At 68.6% G+C, this 18,860-nt stretch carries 13 protein-coding genes; 8 read left to right on the top strand and 5 right to left on the bottom strand.

What is annotated here, in order from left to right; all coding sequences use genetic code 11:
• Nucleotides 1-150: 150 nt before the first annotated feature.
• The 4 genes from C5E10_RS14640 to C5E10_RS14625 all read left to right on the top strand — a co-directional run bounded on the left by C5E10_RS14640 (nt 151) and on the right by C5E10_RS14625 (nt 5,973).
• Complete coding sequence (locus tag C5E10_RS14640; protein ID WP_104299278.1) at nt 151-2,436, top strand: amino acid ABC transporter substrate-binding protein/permease; 2,286 nt, start codon at nt 151-153, stop codon at nt 2,434-2,436.
• 107 nt (nt 2,437-2,543) lie between these two features.
• Nucleotides 2,544-3,248 (top strand): amino acid ABC transporter ATP-binding protein, encoded by a 705-nt coding sequence (locus tag C5E10_RS14635; protein ID WP_181062797.1) that lies wholly within the window; start codon nt 2,544-2,546, stop codon nt 3,246-3,248.
• A 97-nt stretch (nt 3,249-3,345) separates the two neighbouring features.
• Nucleotides 3,346-5,049, top strand: a complete 1,704-nt coding sequence (locus tag C5E10_RS14630; protein WP_258071159.1) for a glycoside hydrolase family 13 protein — start codon at nt 3,346-3,348, stop codon at nt 5,047-5,049.
• Between the two features lie 168 nt (nt 5,050-5,217).
• On the top strand, nt 5,218-5,973 hold the full coding sequence (locus C5E10_RS14625; RefSeq protein ID WP_104241755.1) for an SDR family NAD(P)-dependent oxidoreductase: 756 nt from the start codon (nt 5,218-5,220) through the stop codon (nt 5,971-5,973).
• A 188-nt stretch (nt 5,974-6,161) separates the two neighbouring features.
• Here C5E10_RS14625 and hrpA read toward each other — a convergent pair whose 3' ends face one another.
• On the bottom strand, nt 6,162-10,091 hold the full coding sequence (gene hrpA, locus C5E10_RS14620; protein WP_104332338.1) for an ATP-dependent RNA helicase HrpA: 3,930 nt from the start codon (nt 10,089-10,091) through the stop codon (nt 6,162-6,164).
• Nucleotides 10,092-10,156: 65 nt separating this feature from the next.
• On the opposite strand from hrpA, the gene C5E10_RS14615 reads away from it, so the two are divergent.
• Nucleotides 10,157-10,999 carry an aldo/keto reductase gene (locus tag C5E10_RS14615; RefSeq protein WP_104307033.1) on the top strand — a complete coding sequence of 281 codons (843 nt, stop codon included), beginning with the start codon at nt 10,157-10,159 and terminating at the stop codon, nt 10,997-10,999.
• 144 nt (nt 11,000-11,143) lie between these two features.
• Here C5E10_RS14615 and C5E10_RS14610 read toward each other — a convergent pair whose 3' ends face one another.
• Both C5E10_RS14610 and C5E10_RS14605 read right to left on the bottom strand, forming a co-directional pair.
• Entirely contained in the window at nt 11,144-11,923 is a 780-nt protein-coding gene (locus C5E10_RS14610) for a phosphotransferase (RefSeq protein ID WP_104332259.1), read from the bottom strand.
• A 48-nt stretch (nt 11,924-11,971) separates the two neighbouring features.
• Complete coding sequence (locus C5E10_RS14605) at nt 11,972-12,877, bottom strand: MerR family transcriptional regulator (RefSeq protein ID WP_181062787.1); 906 nt, start codon at nt 12,875-12,877, stop codon at nt 11,972-11,974.
• A gap of 135 nt (nt 12,878-13,012) precedes the next feature.
• On the opposite strand from C5E10_RS14605, the gene C5E10_RS14600 reads away from it, so the two are divergent.
• Both C5E10_RS14600 and C5E10_RS14595 read left to right on the top strand, forming a co-directional pair.
• Nucleotides 13,013-14,665, top strand: a complete 1,653-nt coding sequence (locus tag C5E10_RS14600; protein ID WP_104332257.1) for a RecQ family ATP-dependent DNA helicase — start codon at nt 13,013-13,015, stop codon at nt 14,663-14,665.
• 112 nt (nt 14,666-14,777) lie between these two features.
• Nucleotides 14,778-15,053: a hypothetical protein gene (locus C5E10_RS14595; RefSeq protein ID WP_104332256.1), complete on the top strand. Its 276-nt coding sequence runs from the start codon at nt 14,778-14,780 to the stop codon at nt 15,051-15,053.
• Between the two features lie 84 nt (nt 15,054-15,137).
• Here C5E10_RS14595 and C5E10_RS14590 read toward each other — a convergent pair whose 3' ends face one another.
• A complete protein-coding gene (locus C5E10_RS14590) occupies nt 15,138-15,791 on the bottom strand; it encodes a CatB-related O-acetyltransferase (protein WP_258071158.1) in 654 nt (217 codons plus the stop codon).
• A gap of 97 nt (nt 15,792-15,888) precedes the next feature.
• On the opposite strand from C5E10_RS14590, the gene C5E10_RS14585 reads away from it, so the two are divergent.
• Nucleotides 15,889-16,986 carry an SDR family oxidoreductase gene (locus C5E10_RS14585; protein WP_104332254.1) on the top strand — a complete coding sequence of 366 codons (1,098 nt, stop codon included), beginning with the start codon at nt 15,889-15,891 and terminating at the stop codon, nt 16,984-16,986.
• Nucleotides 16,987-17,508: 522 nt separating this feature from the next.
• Here C5E10_RS14585 and C5E10_RS14580 read toward each other — a convergent pair.
• Nucleotides 17,509-18,423, bottom strand: a complete 915-nt coding sequence (locus C5E10_RS14580; RefSeq protein ID WP_104332253.1) for an endonuclease domain-containing protein — start codon at nt 18,421-18,423, stop codon at nt 17,509-17,511.
• Nucleotides 18,424-18,860 lie beyond the last annotated feature (437 nt).

The raw sequence follows: 18,860 nt of genomic DNA, 5'->3' as shown, positions 1-18,860 counted from the left end.
CATACAGCAGACTCCCAGCCAGGTAGCGTTGCGCTCACAATTCGGTTGCTGCGATCTGCGGCTGCTGACAGACCGGCAGAAGCGGGGGCTGCGCCGGGTTCCGCCAGGTTCCAATCGCTCCTCCAGAAACTGCCCTGGCCGAGGAGCACGATGCGAACTTCGCTCACCTCACTCCTGCAACGAGTCGCAGACTCACGAAACCAAGTCCTGTCCGTCATCGCGGTCGCACTGCTGCTGCTGCTGACCGGTGGAGCCATCGCGGGAACCGCGCAAGCGGCCACGATCGGCAAGAGCGCCGTCGAGGGACAGACCTACACGATCGCCACCGACACCACGTGGGCGCCGTTCGAGTTCGAGATCGACGGCGAGCTCCGCGGGATCGACATGGACCTGATCAACGCCATCGCGGAAGATCAGGGCTTCAACGTCGAGATCAAGTCGCTCGGCTTCGACGGCGCGCTGCAGGCAGTGCAGACCAACGCCGTCGACGGCATGATCGCCGGAATGTCGATCACCGACGAGCGGAAGGGCACGTTCGACTTCTCGAACCCCTACTTCGACTCCGGCATCCAGATGGCCGTCGCCAAGAGCAACAACGACGTCACCAGCTACGAAGACCTCGAGGGCAAGACCGTCGCCGCGAAGAACGGCACAGAGGGCTTCACCTTCGCCGAGACGCTCGGCAAGGAGATCGGCTTCACCGTCACGGGCTTCCAGGACGCGTCCGACGCGTTCAACGACGTCACGAGCGGCAACTCGGTCGCGGTCTTCGACGACTTCCCGATCCTCCAGTACGGCATCGAGACCGGCGAGATCAACCTCAAGACGGTCACCGAGCCCGAGCGCGCCTCCTCCTACGGCTTCGCCGTCAACAAGGGCCAGAACGCGGAACTCCGCGAGGCCTTCAACGACGGACTCAAGAACGTCGTCGAGAACGGCACCTACCAGGGCATCCTCGACGAGTACCTCGGAGATGGCGCACCGGATGCGACCAAGATCTCCGGCGGCGTCGTCACCCTCGGCAACGAGGTCATCGAGGACGACGGCCCCGGAACGCTCCCCAAGAACCCGCTCTTCGCCGTCGACACCCCCAAGGACAAGGGCTCGTACGTCATCGCGACGGACAACACCTACGCGCCCTTCGAGTTCGAGCAGAACGGCGAACTCCTCGGCATCGACATGGACCTGATCCGTGCCATCGCCGCGAACCAGGGCTTCGAGATCGACATCAAGCCGCTCGGCTTCGACGCCGCCCTCCAGGCCGTGCAGTCCGGCCAGGCCGACGGCATCATCGCCGGCATGACCATCACGGACGAGCGCAAGCAGGTCTTCGACTTCTCGGAGCCCTATTTCACCTCGGGCGTGCAGATGGCCGTCAAGGACGGCGACACCAGCATCACCGGCTACGAGGACCTCGCCGGCAAGAACGTGGCCGTCAAGACCGGCACGGTCGGCGCAACCACCGCCGAGGAGCTGTCCTCCGAATACGGTTTCACGATCCGCACGTTCTCCGACACCGCCGACATGATCGCGGAGGTGCAGACGGGCAACTCCGTCGCGCTCTTCGAGGACTTCCCGGTGCTGCAGTACGGCATCCAGCAGGGCAACGGCCTCATGACGGTGACCGACCCCATCGAGGGTGGCGAGTACGGTTTCGCAGTCCTCAAGGGCCAGAACCCCGAGCTCCTCGAGCTCTTCGACGCCGGCCTCGCCAACGCCGAGGACACTGGCGTGCTCGCGACGATCAGCGACCGCTACCTCGGCAGCGAGGAGGAATCGGGCCAGCTCGGCTTCTTCGAGCTCGTCGTCGCCGCCTTCCCGTCGCTCATGGTCGGCCTCGGCTACACGCTGCTCGCCACCGCCCTCTCGCTCGTCTTCGCGATGATCCTGGGCCTCGCGTTCGGCTTCCTGAAGATCTCGAAGAACGTGCTGCTTCGCGGCATCGCCTCCACGTACGTGAACATCTTCCGAGGCACCCCGGTGCTGGTGCAGGCGTTCTTCTTCTACTTCGGCGTGCCAGCCGTGACGGGCATCTCGCTCGACGCGCTCACCGCCGGTGTGATCACGCTGAGCCTCAACGCCGGCGCGTACATCACGGAGACGGTGCGCTCCGGCATCCAGTCGGTCGACCCCGGCCAGATGGAAGCGGCGCGCTCGCTCGGCCTGACTCGCGGCAAGTCGATGCGCCGGGTCGTGCTGCCGCAGGCGTTCAAGATCATGACGCCGTCGCTCATCAACCAGTTCATCATCACGCTGAAGGACACCTCTCTGCTGTCCGTCCTCGGCTTCGCTGAGCTCACCTACCAGGGCCGCATCGTCATCGCCTCGACCTTCCGGTCGTTCGAGATCTGGCTCGTCGTCGGCGTGCTCTACTTCATCGTCATCTACCTGCTGACGGTCCTCTCCAACTACGTCGACAAGAGGTTCAACAAATGAGTGACGTGAACAACTCAGCGTCGGATGCGTCAGCCGTGGAGCAGACGCCATTCACCGGTCGCTTCGACGCGGTCAACTCGGGCCAGCCGCGCGTGCGAGTCGTCGAGATGCACAAGTCCTTCGGACCCGTGGAGGTGCTCAAGGGCATCGACCTCGAGATCGCGAACGGCGAGGTCATCGCGATCATCGGCCCGTCCGGCTCCGGGAAGTCGACGCTGCTCCGCTGCCTGAACCGCCTCGAAGAGGTCACGAAGGGGCACGTCTTCGTCGACGACGACGACATCACCGCCCCGAAGACGAACCTCGACAAGGTTCGCCAGCGCATCGGCATGGTGTTCCAGCACTTCAACCTCTTCCCGCACATGACGGTGCTCGAGAACGTGACGCTGGCGCCCCGCGAGATCAAGGGCGTCACGAAGGATGCGGCCAACAAGCGCGGCGAGGAGCTGCTGCGCCGAGTGGGCCTCGACCACCTCATGGACCGCCGCCCCTCGCAGCTGTCCGGCGGCCAGAAGCAGCGCGTGGCGATCGCCCGCGCGCTCGCCATGGACCCGGAGATCATGCTCTTCGACGAGGCGACGAGCGCCCTCGACCCGGAGATGGTGGGCGAAGTGCTCCAGGTCATCCGCGACCTCGCCAAGTCGGGCATGACGATGGCCCTCGTCACCCACGAGATGGGCTTCGCGCGCGAAGTCGCCGACCGTGTCGTGTTCATGGCCGACGGCAAGATCGTCGAGACGGGCACTCCCGACGAGCTCTTCGGGAACCCGAAGGAGTCGCGCACGAAGGACTTCCTCGGCAAGGTCCTCTAGCTGTCCATCTAACAGCGACCGCGCTCACCGGCGCTCGACGACGACGTGCCCCCTGTCCAGCGGACAGGGGGCACGCCGCATCCACTAGCCTGTCGTGGTGACGCTCAACGATGCACCCACAGAGGCCCAGTTCGCCAAGGACACCATCCCAGGATCCGAATGGTGGCGCTCAGCCGTCATCTACCAGGTCTACCCGCGCTCCTTCGCAGACGGGAGCGGCGACGGCATCGGCGACCTCGCTGGCGTCACGGCGCACATCCCGGACCTCGCCGACCTCGGGATCGACGCCATCTGGCTCTCCCCGTTCTACCCGTCGCCCCTCAACGACGCCGGCTACGACGTCGCCGACTACTGCGACGTCGACCCCGTCTTCGGCACCCTCGACGAATTCGACCTGATGCTCGAGGCGGCCCACGAGCGGGGCATCCGCATCATCGTCGACATCGTCCCCAACCACTCCTCGTCGGAGCACGCCTGGTTCAAGGCCGCGCTCGCCGCCGGCCCCGGCAGCCCGGAGCGTGCGCGCTACCTGTTCCGCGAGGGCAAGGGCGAGCACGGCGAGCTGCCGCCGAACAACTGGCAGTCGCTCTTCGGGGGGCCAGCGTGGACACGTCTCACCGAGGCAGACGGCACGCCCGGCCAGTGGTACCTGCACCTGTTCGACTCCACGCAGCCCGACTTCGACTGGTCAAACCCGGTTGTGCACCGGGACTTCGAGGACATCCTGCGCTTCTGGCTCGACCGTGGCGTCGACGGCTTCCGCATCGACGTGGCCCACGGCCTCGCGAAGGAGGACGGCCTGCCGGACTACATCCCCGTCGAGAGCGACCTGCCCATCGTCGGCGACCCCCGCACCCCGTACCTCGGACAGGAGGCGGTCCACGAGATCTTCCGCGCCTGGCACCTCGTCGCCGCCGAGTACGACGGCGACCGCGTGCTGTGCGGCGAGGCGTGGCTGCCGAGCGTCGAGGAGATGGCCGAATGGGTTCGCCCTGGCCAGCTGCACCAGACCTTCAACTTCGCCTACCTGCGCGCCCCGTGGGATGCGGATGGCCAGAAGGAGGTCGTGACCCGGTCGCTCGCCGCGTTCGCCGCGTCCGGTGCGCCGAGCACCTGGGTGCTCTCGAATCACGACACGGTGCGCCACGCGACCCGCCTCGCCCTGACCGAGCCGAACGCGCACGGAGCCGGCGTCGGCCCGAAGACCCCCGGCCAGCCTGACCCCGTAATCGGCGAGCGGCGCGCACGCGCCGCGACGGCGCTCATGCTCGGGCTGCCGGGCTCCAGCTACCTGTACCAGGGCGAGGAACTCGGCCTGCCCGACGTCATCGACCTCGCGGACGAGGCCCGGCAGGACCCGATCTTCATCCGCTCGGAGGGCGAGCTGTACGGCCGTGACGGCTGCCGGGTGCCGATTCCGTGGGAGGCCGATGGCGACAGCTACGGCTTCAGCGCGACGGGAGAGTCGTGGCTTCCGCAGCCGGAGCTGTGGGCGGAGCTCGCGCGCAGCGAGCAGGTGCACGACGCCTCCTCGACGCTGAACCTGTACCGCTCCCTGCTGGCGCTGCGCCGCGAGCACGACCTCGGCATGGGGGATGCCCGCTTCGCGTGGGTCGACGGCTTCGGCGACGAGGTGCTCGCGTATCGCAACGGCGACGTCACGGTGATCACCAACTTCGGAGATCAGCCGGTTGCTCTGCCTGAAGGGCTCAGAGTGCTCGCCCGCAGCGAGGTGGCGCACGTCGAGGACGCCGGTCTCCTGACGACCGATACGACGGTCTGGCTGGCCGACGCCGAGTGACCGCTGGGCGTGCGCGCCGGGGAGGCCGTGGGGCCGGTCGGGGATACAGAACAGGTGAATGCTACGCCTGTTCGCTGACCCGAAACACAGCCAATTGTGGATGCACGGGAGCACACTCGAGGGAGCAACCGGTGACCACCGGCCGCGCACTCTGAGAGGAACAGCACCATGGCATTTGCAGGAAAAGTCGCGATCGTGACCGGCGGCGGTTCGGGAATCGGCGAGGCGATCTCGAAGGAGCTCGCCGCCAACGGCGTCCAGGTGGTCGTCTCCGACATCAACCTCGAGGGTGCGAAGCGAGTGGTCGCCGAGATCGAGGCCGCCGGCGGCACCGCCTCGCCGTTCGAGGCGAACACCGCCGTCGCAGAGGACAGCGTCCGCACGGTCGAGCACGCCGTGGCCACCTACGGCAAGCTCAACTATGCCGTGAACAACGCCGGAATCGGCGGCAAGGCGGCTCCCGCCGCAGACGTCGAGGTCGACGACTGGGACCGCGTCATCAACATCAACCTCAACGGAGTGCTGTACGGGCTCCGCGCGCAGATCCCCGCGATCCTCGAGGCCGGCGCCGAAGAGGGGGCCATCGTCAACATGGCCTCCATCCACGGAACGGTCGCGGCGATCGGCAGCGGCGCCTACACGGCCTCCAAGCACGCGGTTGTCGGCATCACGAAGAACTCGGCTGCCGAGTACGGCCCCCAGGGGCTGCGGATCAACGCCGTCGGACCCGGGTACATCTCCACGCCGCTGCTCGAGAAGCACCTCAGCGAGGAGCAGCTCGAAGCCCTCGTCGCGAAGCACCCGCTGGGGCGCCTCGGCAAGGCCGAAGAGGTCGCGAACCTCACCACCTACCTGCTCTCCGACAAGGCGAGCTTCATGACTGGCTCCTACGTGCTCGTCGACGGCGGCTACACGGCCGTCTAGCGCCAGCTGGCCGGCTCAGCGCAGCCCGGCTCGCGTTCCAAGAATCAGCCAGATGCACGCTCCCGCCACCGGAAGCGTGCATCTGGCTGATTTTTTGCGCTTGGTGAGGTGGATGCGGCAGGGGCGACGCAGCAGGCCGCGATGCAGCAGGGCGCTGGGGTGCCCTGAGGGGCGGCGCGCGCCCGGCGCTACTTCTCCGCGAGGGCCTGGCGGATGCGCTTCAGCGACACCGTCTCAGCCGTGCCGAGCTGCTGCGCGAAGAGGCTCACGCGGAACTCCTCGAGCATCCACCTCGCCTGGACGACGGATGCCGGGGCGGAGCGGTTCACGGGGAACGTGCCGCCCGCCTCCGTGTACAGGGCCGTCGCCTGCTCCACCTGCATGAGGCCGGCCCGCTCGATGCTGGAGTGGCTGAGCACCCGCTCCAGGCGGTAGGTGAGCGCCCGCAGATAGCGGGGGAGATGCGCGAGCCGCGTGACGCCGGTCTTCGACACGAAGCCCGGGTAGACGAGCGCCTGCAGCTGCGAGCGGGCGTCGGAGAGCGATGGCAGCACCGAGATGTGGTTCGCCGCCTTGAGCGCCTTGTTGGCCTCGCGGAAGCGGTCGAGGATCTCGGAGACGAGCTTCGTCTGCGCGAACATGCGGTCGAGCAGGGTGGCGTTGAACGTCTCGCGCAGCGCATCGAACGCGGCCCGCGTGCGCACGGGGCCGCCGTGCTCCTGGCTGTACGCGGCAACCGCATCCTGGGCGAGGGCCGCGACGATGTCGCCGAAGAGCGCCGGCGTCGAGTGGTACGGGCTCGTCGCGAGGGCCAGCTTCTCCTTCGCCGTCAGGTGCTCCTGCACGTAGCTCGCAGGGGAGGGCACCGACGCGACGAGGAGGGCAGCGACGCCGATGGGATGCTCGCGCGCCTGGTCCTCTGGCGTCGTCACGAGGCGCAGGTCGATGCTCCCCTTGACGACGGCGAGGGACGGGTAGGCGCGGATGACGCCGTGCTTGCGCTTGATGTCGATGAGCTCGGGGATCTCGTCGAGCGGCCACTCGGTGAGCCCGTGCTGGTCGTAGCGGAGCTCCGCGGTCGACGCGCTCTGCGCGGGCACCGAACCGGCTTCGCGCACGCCGTTCCCGGGGCGGGCGGGCGCCGCGACCTGCTGCGTCGCGCGCAGCACCGACGCCTCCGACGCCTTCTTGAGCTTCTCCTGCAGCGCCCTGAGGTCCTCTCCGGTGCCGAGCTCGCGGCCGCGGTCGTCGAGGACTCGGAAGCGCACCCGAAGGTGCGAGGGGACGCGGCTCCAGTCGAACTCGCTCACGTCGAAGCGGATGCCCGCCTGCCGCTGCATGATCTGCCGCAGCGCGTCGTCGAAGTCCCCGGGAACCTCCTGGCCGAGGTCTGGCCTCGCCTCGCCGAGTTCGCCGAGGAGCTTGTCGGCCCAGTCCGCGGAGGGCACGAAGTTGCGTCGGGTGGCCTTCGGCAGCGACTTCAGGAGCGCGATGACCAGCTCTCGGCGCATGCCGGGCACCTGCCAGTCGAAGCCGCGGTCGTCGAGGCGCGACAGCAGGGGCAGCGGGATGTTGACCGTCACGCCGTCGTCGGGCGCACCCGGGTCGAAGCGGTACCGGAGGCGGAGGCGCTGGTCGCCCTGCTTCCACTCGGTGGGGAACCCGGCACCCTGCTCGTCCGGGTCGGCGTGCTCTTCGCCGAGCACATCCGCCCTCGTCATCGTGAGCAGCTGCGGGGTCTGCTGCTGCGCGCCCTGCCACCACTTCTCGAACGTGGACTGCGAGACGACATCCCTGGGGAGGCGCTCGTCGTAGAACTCGAAGACGGCGTCCTCGTCGTCGGTGTAGGCGCCGCGCGAACGGGTGCGCTCCTCGAGGTCGGCGAGGCTCTTGCGCAGCGCCCGGTTCTTCGAGTCGAAGCTGTGGCGCCCGTTCCAGTCACCCTCGACGAGGGCGTGGCGGATGAACAGATCGCGCGACCAGGCCGGGTCGATCTTCGAGAACTGCACGGTTCGTCCGCGGACGATGGGCACGCCGTAGAGGGTCACCCGCTCGATGGCGACGGCGGAGCCCTGCTTCTTCTCCCAGTGCGGGTCGGAGTGGTTGCGCTTCGCGAGGGAGCCCGCGAGCACCTCCGCCCAGGCTGGGTCGATCTTCGCGACGGTGCGCGCGAAGAGGCGGCTCGTCTCGACGAGCTCGGCCGCCATGACGACATCCGGCTGCTTCTTCGCCTTCGCGAGCCCGGAACCGGGGAAGATCTGGAACCGGGTGCCGCGTGCTCCCGCGTAGTCGCGCTTCAGCTCGTCGCGGATGCCGATGTGGCTGAGGAGCCCGGCGAGCATGGAGCGGTGGATGGCGTCGGCGAGGGCGCCGGGCTCCTGCACCTGCCCGGCGGCTGGCCGCTGCACCTTCAAGCCGATGGGGCCGGCGAGCTGGCGGAGCTGACGGAACACGTCCTGCCACTCGCGGAAGCGGACGAAGTTGATGAACTCGTCGCGGCACTTGCGACGGAACGCGCTCGAGCCGAGCTCGTGGCTCTGCTCCTCGAGGTAGTTCCACAGGTTCACGAGAGTGAGGAAGTCGCTGGACGGGTCGCGGAACCGCGCGTGCAGCTCGTCGGCCTTCTGCCGTTTCTCGAGCGGACGCTCGCGGATGTCCTGCACCGTCATTCCGGCGACGATGATGAGGATCTCGCGGCTCACGTCGTGCTGCTTCGACTCGATGACCATGCGGCCGAATCGGGGGTCGATGGGGAGGCGGGCGAGGCTGCGGCCCGTCTTCGTGAGGCGCAGCTGGCTGTCTTTCCCGTTGCTGGCCTTGCCGGGTTCCACGGCCCCGAGCTCGCTGAGGAGGTCGGTGCCGTCCTTGATGCCGCGCGCGTCAGGTGGCTGCAGGAACGGGAACTCGGAGAGGGCCCCGAGGCCCAGCTCGAGCATCTGCAGGAGCACGCTCGCGAGGTTCGTGCGGAGGATCTCGGGTTCGGTGAACTCGGGGCGGCGATCGAAGTCGTCCTCCGAGTAGAGGCGGATGGCGACGCCAGCCGAGGTGCGGCCGGCGCGGCCCGAACGCTGCTTCGCGGACGCCTGCGAGATCGCCTCGATGGGGAGGCGCTGCACCTTCGCTCGCGTCGAGTACCGGGAGATGCGCGCCGTCCCCGTGTCGATGACGGCGACGATGCCTGGCACCGTGAGGCTCGTCTCGGCGACGTTCGTCGCGAGCACCACGCGGCGGCGCACCCCGGGCGGACGCTTCGACTCGAACACGCGGTGCTGCTCCGCGGAGGAGAGGCGGCCGAAGAGCGGGAGGACCTCGGTCGACTCCGGGCGAGCGTCGCGCGCGACGTGGGCGCGGATCGCGTCCTGCGCGTCCCGGATCTCCTGCTCGCCGGACAGGAACACGAGCACGTCGCCGGGCAGGTCGCGGTCGAGCTCGTCGAGCGCATCCACGATGCCCTCGAACATGTCGCGCTCCGGCGTCTGCGGGGCGGCGTCCTCGTCCTCGTCGCCGGGGAGCGGAGCGTCGGCGACGAGGGGCCGGTAGCGGACGTCGACGGGGAAGGTGCGGCCGGAGACCTCGATCATCGGGGCGTCGTTGAAGTGCTTCGAGAACGACTCGGGGTCGATCGTCGCCGACGTGATGATGACCTTCAGGTCGGGTCGCTTCGGGAGGAGCGTCTTCAGGTAGCCGAGGAGGAAGTCGATGTTGAGGCTGCGCTCGTGCGCCTCGTCGATGATGATCGTGTCGTACTTGCGCAGCAGGCGGTCGCGGTGGATCTCGTTGAGGAGGATGCCGTCGGTCATGAGCTTCACGCGCGTCTCGGCCGACACCTCGTCGGTGAAGCGCACCTGGTAGCCGACGAGCCCGCCGATGTCGCCGCCGAGCTCATCCGCGATCCGCTCCGCGATCGTGCGCGCTGCGATACGTCGGGGCTGCGTGTGCCCGATCATCTGCCTGCCGAGCTCGAGGCAGATCTTCGGCAGCTGCGTCGTCTTGCCCGACCCGGTCTCGCCCGCGACGATGACCACCTGGTTGCCGGCGATGGCGTCGCGGATCTCGTCCCGCATCTGGCTGACGGGCAGCTCCGGCGGGTAGGAGATCTCGAGGGGAGTCGTAGTCATGAGCATTACAGTCTATTGCCGTGTCCGGTCAGCGCGGAACCAGTTCCGCTTGCTAGAACAGTGGGATGACCGCATTGCAGATCCCCAACGTTTCCCTCAACGACGGCACCAGCATTCCCCAGCTCGGCTTCGGAGTCTTCAAGGTCGACCCGGCAGAGACCGAGCGCATCGTGTCCGACGCCCTCGAGGTCGGCTACCGCCACATCGACACCGCCAAGATCTACGGCAACGAGGAGGGCGTTGGCAGGGCCATCGCGAAGTCCGGCATCCCGCGCGACGAGCTCTACGTGACCACGAAGCTCTGGAACGACGAGCAGGGCCGCGACACGCCCCGTGCTGCGATCGACGCGAGCCTCGAGCGCCTCGGCCTCGAGAAGGCCGACCTCTACCTCATCCACTGGCCGACGCCGAAGCAGAACAAGTTCGTCGAGAGCTGGGAGGCGCTCGTCGAGCTGCAGCAGGCCGGCCTGACCACGTCGATCGGCGTGTGCAACTTCTTCGAGTCGCACCTGCGCGACATCATCTCGGCAACCGGCGTGAAGCCGGTCGTCAACCAGATCGAGCAGCACCCGATCTTCCAGCAGCCGGAGCTCGACGCCTACCTGCAGGCCGAGGACATCAAGACCGAAGCCTGGGGACCGCTTGGCCAGGCCAAGTACCCGCTCTTCGAGCTGGAGCCCGTGAAGGCGGCAGCGGATGCACACGGCAAGACGCCCGCGCAGGTCGTCATCCGCTGGCACCTCCAGAAGGGCAACATCGTCTTCCCGAAGACCACGTCGCGAGAGCGCATGGTCGAGAACGCTCAGGTCTTCGACTTCGAGCTGTCGGGCGCCGAGTACGACGCCATCACGGCACTCGAGCGCGGCGAAGAGGGACGCGTCGCGGCGCACCCCAACGAAGTGAACTAGCTCCCAGCAGCTGCTGAGACGGCCGGCGCCCAGAGGGGCGCCGGCCGTCTCGTCGTTGGCGCGGTCGTCCGGGCGGCGGCGGCAGGGAGCCGGCTTAGGCGCTCGGCCCCTCGGAGCTGAGGCCTTGGCAGATGGGGCCTGGCATCAGGAGCCATCGCCTCGCGCTTGGTTCGAACGCGGCGCAGTGATACGCGCCCACGTGTCGCGGTGCTCCTTGACGTAGCGCGTCGCGGTCTCCCAATGTGCTCCGTGTCCGTTGCGGAACATGGACGCCCAGGGTTCGTGCCCTGTCCCGCTCGACGTGTGGAGCAGCTCCCACATGGCCTCGGCTCGCTCGCCCATCGCGGCCGGGAGGAGTTCGCGCGTTTCCGGATCCGGGCCGTAGCCGTCGACGAATGCGGCGAGTGCGCGGGCCGCGACGGCGGGTGGCTGACGGTGGTCGTTCACGGTGAACGACTGAGCCGCATAGGCCAGGTCCCAGAGCCGCGTGCTCGGAGCTGAGGCGTCCCAGTCGATGAAGACCCACCTCTCGCCGAGGACGAGGTTCCACGGCGCCAGGTCGTTGTGGCACACGAGTTCATGATCGGGAGCTGGAATCGCCGTCTCCCAGACCGCGTCCGCTGCGGGCACGTAGCTCGCACTCGCATCGTGGATCGAACGCACCATCGATCCAGCCCGGCGCAGCTCGGCGTGTGTCAGCGGCTGAGCCGCCATCGCGAGGTGCCCCGGGATGAACTCCTGCACCTGGCGACCCTCGGCATCTCGCCCCAGCGGAGCCGGTGCATCCACGCCCGCCTCGCGCAGGGCATGCACGTAGGCGGTCACGCTTGGCGTGGCAGCGGTCCATCGCTTGCGCACGGTGTCGGCGATGCGCACGACTTCGCCGCCTGCATTGCCTCCCGGAAGGGTCTGCGCTTCATCCATCGCTCGAGGCTAGCCGCAGACCTCAGGTGGCTGCCGATCCCCTCGCTTTCACCGTGTGCTGCGGCCGCCACGCCGCGGGATCTCGAGGTCGAACACATCACGGGGCTCGCCATCGAAGATGGAGCGCGACGCGACGCGACGGCGGGGGAGCGCCCGCAGCGGCGTGAGGTCGCGCTCGCTCGCGAGTTGGGCGAACGCGACGACCTGGAGGTAGGCGTCGCCGGTTTCCGCGACAGGGTCGTCCGCGTCGCTCGTCCCTGCGAAGGTCAGCTCCTGACGCTCGGGGAGGGTTCCCGTGACGAGTTGCGCGCTCCCGCTTGCACGCGAGGAGAGCTCGTCCTGGCAGCGGCCCAGCTGCTGAGGCGCCAGGGGTGAGGCCACGCGATGCGCGATGAGCATCCTCGATTCGTTCTCGCCCGCGGCGGCCATGGTCCACGACTCGTCTTCGACCTCTGCGCCAGCTTCGTCGAGGACATCGAGGAGCACGCGGTCGAGCCCCGGGGTGTCCACGGCGAGTGCGCTGAACGTCTCCAGGGTGTCTTCTGGATCGTTCGGAAGGCTGAGCTCCACGCTGGCAGCGACCCAATGCGTCTCGGGAACGTCGACGAGTTCTGGGACGAACGCCGCGAGATCGCGCTGGCCGACGTGCTCCGCGAGGTCCAGGTAGAAGTCCTCCATGCTGCGGCGGAGGGAGAGCTTGAGGCGCCAGTCGGCGACGGAGAACGAGGAGACGTCGCTGATCTCCGCGAGTGGAACGTGAGATCGACGGAGGAAGTCCAGGCGGAGGCCGGCCCGCAGCTGGTCGTGCGTGAACGTGCGGTAGCCGGTGGCCTGGTCGACATCGTCCGGGGTGAGAAGGCCCCGCTCCGCGTAGATGCGGAGGGCCTTGGGGGAGAGGCCGGTCAGTGCACGGAACTCCCCGGCGGTCAGTCGTGAGTGAATTGAGGTGGTCATGCATCCACCTTGGGCCATGCCCCATGGGCAAGGTCAAGGCGGCAGCGAACGGCACACCGCCCCGCACCCAGCACACGGGCTGAGAGGCCTGTCAAGCGAAGTCCTCACCCAGTTCGACGGCGATAGCGTCGGCGCATGAGTTCCTCCGCACCAACCCGTCGCACGCTCGAGCGCATCGCGCGGGAGCGGTTCGGGTGGGAGTCGCTGCTCCCCGGTCAAGGCGACGCGATCCGCTCTGCGGCGGCCGGGCGCGACACGCTGCTCGTTCTCGCAACCGGTGGCGGGAAGTCAGCGGTCTACCAGGTCGCGGGGGCTGCGCGCGGCGGCATCGTTCTCGTCGTCTCGCCGCTCATCGCCCTGCAGGCAGATCAGCGCGCCTCGATCGAGGCCGCCCCGGATGCCCCCGACGTCGTCGCCATCAACTCGTCACGGGGCGCTGCTGCGGTGGCCCGAGCCTGGGAGCGGATCGACGCGGGCGGGTCGCTGTACGTGCTCCTCGCGCCGGAGCAGCTCGCGAACGAGGACAACATCGCCCGCCTCGCAGCGCAGGACGTGTCTCTGCTCGTCGTGGATGAGGCGCACTGCGTCTCCTCGTGGGGGCACGATTTCCGGCCCGACTACCTGAGGCTCGGCGACGTGCGATCAGCGCTCGGCGACCCGCCGGTGCTCGCGATGACCGCGACGGCGTCGAAGCCTGTGCGGGCGGACATCATCGAGCGGCTGCGGATGCAGGATCCGGACGTGCAGGTGCACGGCGTCGACCGACCCGAGATCCGGCTCGCGGTCCAGCGCCATGAGAGCGAGGACGACAAGCGGGCTGCGATCGTCGATGAAGCGCGCAGCTGGACCGCACCCGGTCTCGTCTACGTCGCCTCGCGCAGGGAGACGGAGTCGTACGCGGCAGAGCTCGCCGCGGAAGGGCGGGAGGTCGCCGCCTACCACGCCGGCCTCAAGGTCGCGGAGCGCCAAGCTGTGCAGGACCGTTGGCGGCACGGCGAGCTCGATGTCGTCGTCGCGACGTCCGCGTTCGGCATGGGCATCGACCGGGGTGACGTGCGCTTCGTGCTGCACGCGGCGACGACGGAATCGCTCGACGCCTACTACCAGGAGGTCGGCCGCGCGGGGCGGGACGGCGAGCCCGCGACGGCGGTGCTGCACTACCGCGTCGAGGACCTCGCGCTGCGGCGCTTCTTCGCGAAGCGCTCGATCGACAAGGCCGGACTGCGCACCCTGTGGCGCGCCGTCACACGCACGCCAGGGGTGAGCATCCGGGACCTTGCCGAGGCCGTCGGTCAATCAACAAGAACTGTCTCGAGGCTCGTCAACCAGCTCGTGGATGCCGAACTGGTCGAGGCGGCCGGGGGCGTGCATCCGCTGCGCAGGACCCGAGTCGATGTCGTGGTGAAGGCCGTCAAGGAGGCATCCGCAGCGCGGGAGCGAATCGCCGAGTCGCGACTGTCGATGATGCGCGCCTACGCGGAGGAGACGCAGTGCCGCCGCCGCGTACTGCTCGACTACTTCGGGGTCGACGGGCCGGAGTGGTGTGGGAACTGCGACGGCTGCGATCGGCGCGAGGACACGTCGGACGCCCAGGCAGAGAGCGTGCCGGCGGATGCGCCGCTCGCCATCGACGAGACCGTCGAGCACCGCGAGTGGGGAGCAGGCACGGTCATCAGCGTGGAAGAGGACCGGGCGACGATCTTCTTCGAGTCGGAGGGGTACAAGGTCGTCGCACTCGCGGCGCTCGACTCCAAGGTACTGCGCCAGGTCGCGGACGTCACCGCGTAGCCGACACCCTTCTCGGAGGCTCCGTCCGTACCCACGGGATGCTGCCTGCGTACCCACGGAATACGGAGGGACTTCGGACGGCTCGCTCAAGGAGGCGTCCTAGCCTCGCACGATGACGAATTCAAAGACTCGCAAGTTTGCAGGGCTCAGTGGACTCGCCGCGGTCGGCGCGCTCGCGGGAGCGCTCTTCGCCGCCACCCCCGCCAGCGCCGCCGGTTCGGCCTACTACGCCTTCGAGACCCAGGCCGAATGCGTGACGAAATGGGGAGCCGTCGTCGGCGGTTCCGTCGGCACCGGATCGAACGTGTACATCGGGCCGAACGCCTGCTCGCAGGACACGACGGGCACGTTCGCGGGCATGTACCGCCTCTACGTCGCCTACCCGTAAGCCGACCGAGACGTGGCGCGGCGGTGCTGTGCAGCGGCGCCGCGCTGCGGCGCCGCGCTGCGGCGTGGCCGTGCAGCGCCGCCGCTACGCCAACCGGCCGGCGATCGAAGCGAGCTCGGCCACTGAACCGTCGGCGATGACACGGACATGCTCCGTGACCGCCTCGAGAGGCCAGTCCCACCAGGCGACCTCGAGGAGCGTTCGGACGTCGTCGTCATCGAAACGGCGACGCATGAGCGTCGCCGGGTTGCCGCCCACGATGCCGTAGTCGGGCACATCCTTCGTCACGACGGATCCAGTGGAGATGATCGCCCCGTCGCCGATCCGCACCCCCGGCATGATGGTGACGTCCCCGCCGATCCAGACGTCGTTGCCGACGACCGTGTCGCCGCGGCTCGGCAGGTCGCTGACGAGGTCGACGTGCTGCCCCCAGGCTCCGCCCATGATGGGGAACGGATACGTGGATGGCCCAGACATGCGATGGTTGGCGCCGTTCATGATGAACCGCACGCCGGAGGCGATCGCGCAGAACTTCCCGATAACCAGACGCTCGGGCCCATAGTGGTGCAGCACGTTGCGCGTCTCGAACGCCGAGGGGTCGTCGGGGTCGTCGTAGTACGTGAAGTCTCCGACGCTGATGAGCGGGCTGGTGATGAGCGGCTTCAGGAGGATGACCCGCTCCTGACCCTCGATCGGATGCAGCGTGCTGGGGTCAGGGGGCGACGCGGGTTCATTCACCGAACCAGTGTAGAACCGCCCCATTCTCGGCCTGCGGTGCGCATCCCGAACCGCGCGGCCATGGAATAGCAATCGCGGCAGCCTCGTTGCACCCCTGATGACCTCGAACTCGAACAGCACCGCCAACGCACCGAGGACCGCGCTTGTTGTGGGCGCCTCCGGGATCACCGGCTCCGCCCTCGTCGATCGCCTGAGCCAGGACGGATGGGAGGTGCTCGCCCTCTCCCGTCGCGCCGTGACGAGCGGCACCGTGCGGGGCATCGCCGCCGACCTCCGCGACCCGGCGAGCCTGCGCGCTGCGCTCGCGGAGGAGCGCCCCACGCACGTGTTCTTCACCGCGTGGCAGCGACAGGCGACGGAGGCGGAGAACATCGCCGTGAACGGCGCCATGGTCCGTGACCTGCTCGCGGCGCTCGACCACGCCCCAGTGGAGCACGCCGCCCTGGTCACCGGACTCAAGCACTACCTGGGCCCATTCGAGGCCTACGCCGCGGGGGAGATGCCCGACACCCCGTTCCGTGAGGAGTCGGAGCGGCTCGACACCCCGAACTTCTACTACGCGCAGGAGGACGAGCTCTTCGCAGCAGCAGCCCGCCAGCACTTCACGTGGTCGGTGCATCGATCGCACACCGTCATCGGGCATGCCGTCGGCAACGCCATGAACATGGGCCTGACGATCGCCGTGCAGGCAACGATCGCGAAGCACCTCGGCGTGCCCTTCGTGTTCCCCGGCAGCGCGGCGCAGTGGAACGGCCTCACCGACATGACCGACGCGGGGGTCCTCGCCGAGCAGATGGTGTGGGCGTCGACGGAGCCGGCAGGACGCAACGAGGCCTTCAACATCGTCAACGGGGACATCTTCCGTTGGCGGTGGATGTGGCCTCGCCTCGCCGAGATGCTCGGCGTCCCCGCCGAGCAGGTCGTCGGGTTCGACGGGCAGGCGCGGCCGCTCGAGGAGCAGATGGCGCAGCTCGAGCAGCACTGGCCGGCCATCGCGGCCGAGCACGGCCTCGTCGAGGCGGACATCTCGCGGCTCGCATCCTGGTGGCACACCGACGCCGACCTCGGACGCGAGATGGAGGTCGTCACCGACATGGGCAAGAGCCGCGCCGCCGGCTTCCTCAGCTTCCGCCGAACCGACCAAGCCTTCGCCGACCTCTTCGAGCGCTACCGCGCCGACCGCCTCATCCCCTGATCGCATCTCCCTGACCGCCTCGCGGCTGCGCGCCTCCAGTCTGCGCGCCTCCCGTCTCAGCGCGCTCCCGGCTGCGCGCCTCCCGGCTGACCGCGCTCGGCGGATGGTTCAGCTAGGTCACTTCCCCCCCCCCTCCGGATGGCCCCGCCTGGACCATCCGGGTCGCTTTCACCCCTCCAGGCGGCTCCGCCTGGCCCGTTTGGGTCGCTTTCACCCCTCCAGATGTCTCCGCCAGGGCTAGTTAGGTCACTTTCGCCCTGCCGACGGCTCCGCCTGGCCTGTTTGGGTCGCTTTCACCCCTCCAGGCGGCTCCGCCTGGCCCGTTTGGGTCGCTTTCACCCCTCCAGATGTCTCCGCCTGGGCTACTTGGGTCATTTTCGCCCTGCCGACGGCTCCGCCTGGGTCATTTGGGTCATTTGGGTCAGTTTCACCCTTCCAGACGGCTCCGAGTGGGGTGAAAGTGGCCCAAGTGGGCCTATGCGCTACCGGGCTACCGCGCTGCCGGCCTGCCGCGCTGCCGCGCTACCGCGACAGCGCCACACGCAACCGCGCGAGGAAGACGGCGGCGTCGGGGAACAGGTCAGCGTGGGTGACGCGGATGACGCGCCATCCGGCCGCGATCAGCACCTCCGTGCGGGTTATGTCGCGCCGAAACTGCGCGGGGCTCAGGTGCCCTTCGCCCTCGTACTCCACGACGACGCGCTGGGCTCGGAAAACGAGGTCGCCTCGTGCCAGGAAGCGTCCGCCCGCGTGGATATCGGCGTTGACGGCGGGTTCCTCGATGCCCGCATCCACGATGAGGCAGCGAAGCCAGCTCTCCGGTGGCGAGGCAACGTGTTCCCGAAGGCGCGGCAGGGCGCTGCGCAGGACCGAGCAGCCGCGGAGTCGGCCCCAGCGCTCGACGGCATCCTCTAGATTCGTGAGCTGCGTCAACGAGCCGGACGAAACGCGCCCCGGGTAGCGGTCGAAGTCGCTGATCATCGCGTCGCCGACCGTGATCAGCTCCGTCTCGCTGAACGAACTCCCGAGCAGAGCGAAGAGCAGCGGCGCGGGAACGACCCGGACCCCCTCGATGAGGTCCGCCTCCCAGAGGTCATCCCGGATGCGCCGCGCACGGACCCCCGACGCTCGCGGTCTCGAGGTCGACTGCCTGGCAAGCACGTCGACGGTGTCGGAGCGATGGCGCCGCGGTACCGGCAGCCCGTAGACCCGCAGCGCGGAGCGCCCGCTCAGCGCCTGGCCACCGCGAAGTCGCGGCCCGAAGCGGAGGACCTGCTCCCTGCTGGTGAGTGCGGGTTCCGTCGCTCGCACTCCGCGGTAGGGCCGAGCGAGGCTCTGACGGGCGAGGGCTTTCTTGGTGAGACCCGCGGCGTTCCCCTCCGCGATCCCGAACGCGCGGTCTCTGAGCTCCTCGGGGATCGGGATGCGCGCGGCCATGCCGGAAACCTACGTATCTCGGCGTCGCCGCGCTGAAGTTCTCCACAGCTCGCCGCCCCGACGCCCGAAGCATCCACAGCTCGGCGCATCCGCAGACCGCTGACCGCTGACCGCTCACCGCGGTTGCCGCCTCCGGCGTCGCCGCGCCTCGTGAAGAGGTCACTTTGAGCCCGTGTGGCGCGGCCCGATGGGGCGAAAGTGGCCCATTCGACGTGGGGGCGCGTGCGGGGGATGCTCGCGGCCATGCGGGAAGCCCGCGCACGTCGGCATCCTGACGTCCCGACATCCCGGCGTCGCCGCGCCTCGTGAAGAGGTCACTTTGAGCCCGTGTTGCGTGGTCAGATGGGGGCAAAGTGGCCCATTCGGGGCGGGGACGCAGATTCGGGTGTGCGTGCGGGCTGCGGGGACGCCGGGATGTCGGGACGTCAGGATGCCGA

This window comes from Pseudoclavibacter sp. RFBG4 (assembly GCF_002931515.1).
GTDB lineage: Bacteria > Actinomycetota > Actinomycetes > Actinomycetales > Microbacteriaceae > Pseudoclavibacter.
Note: the sequence above shows the minus strand (reverse complement) of the source record. Positions and strands in the feature narration are given on the sequence as shown.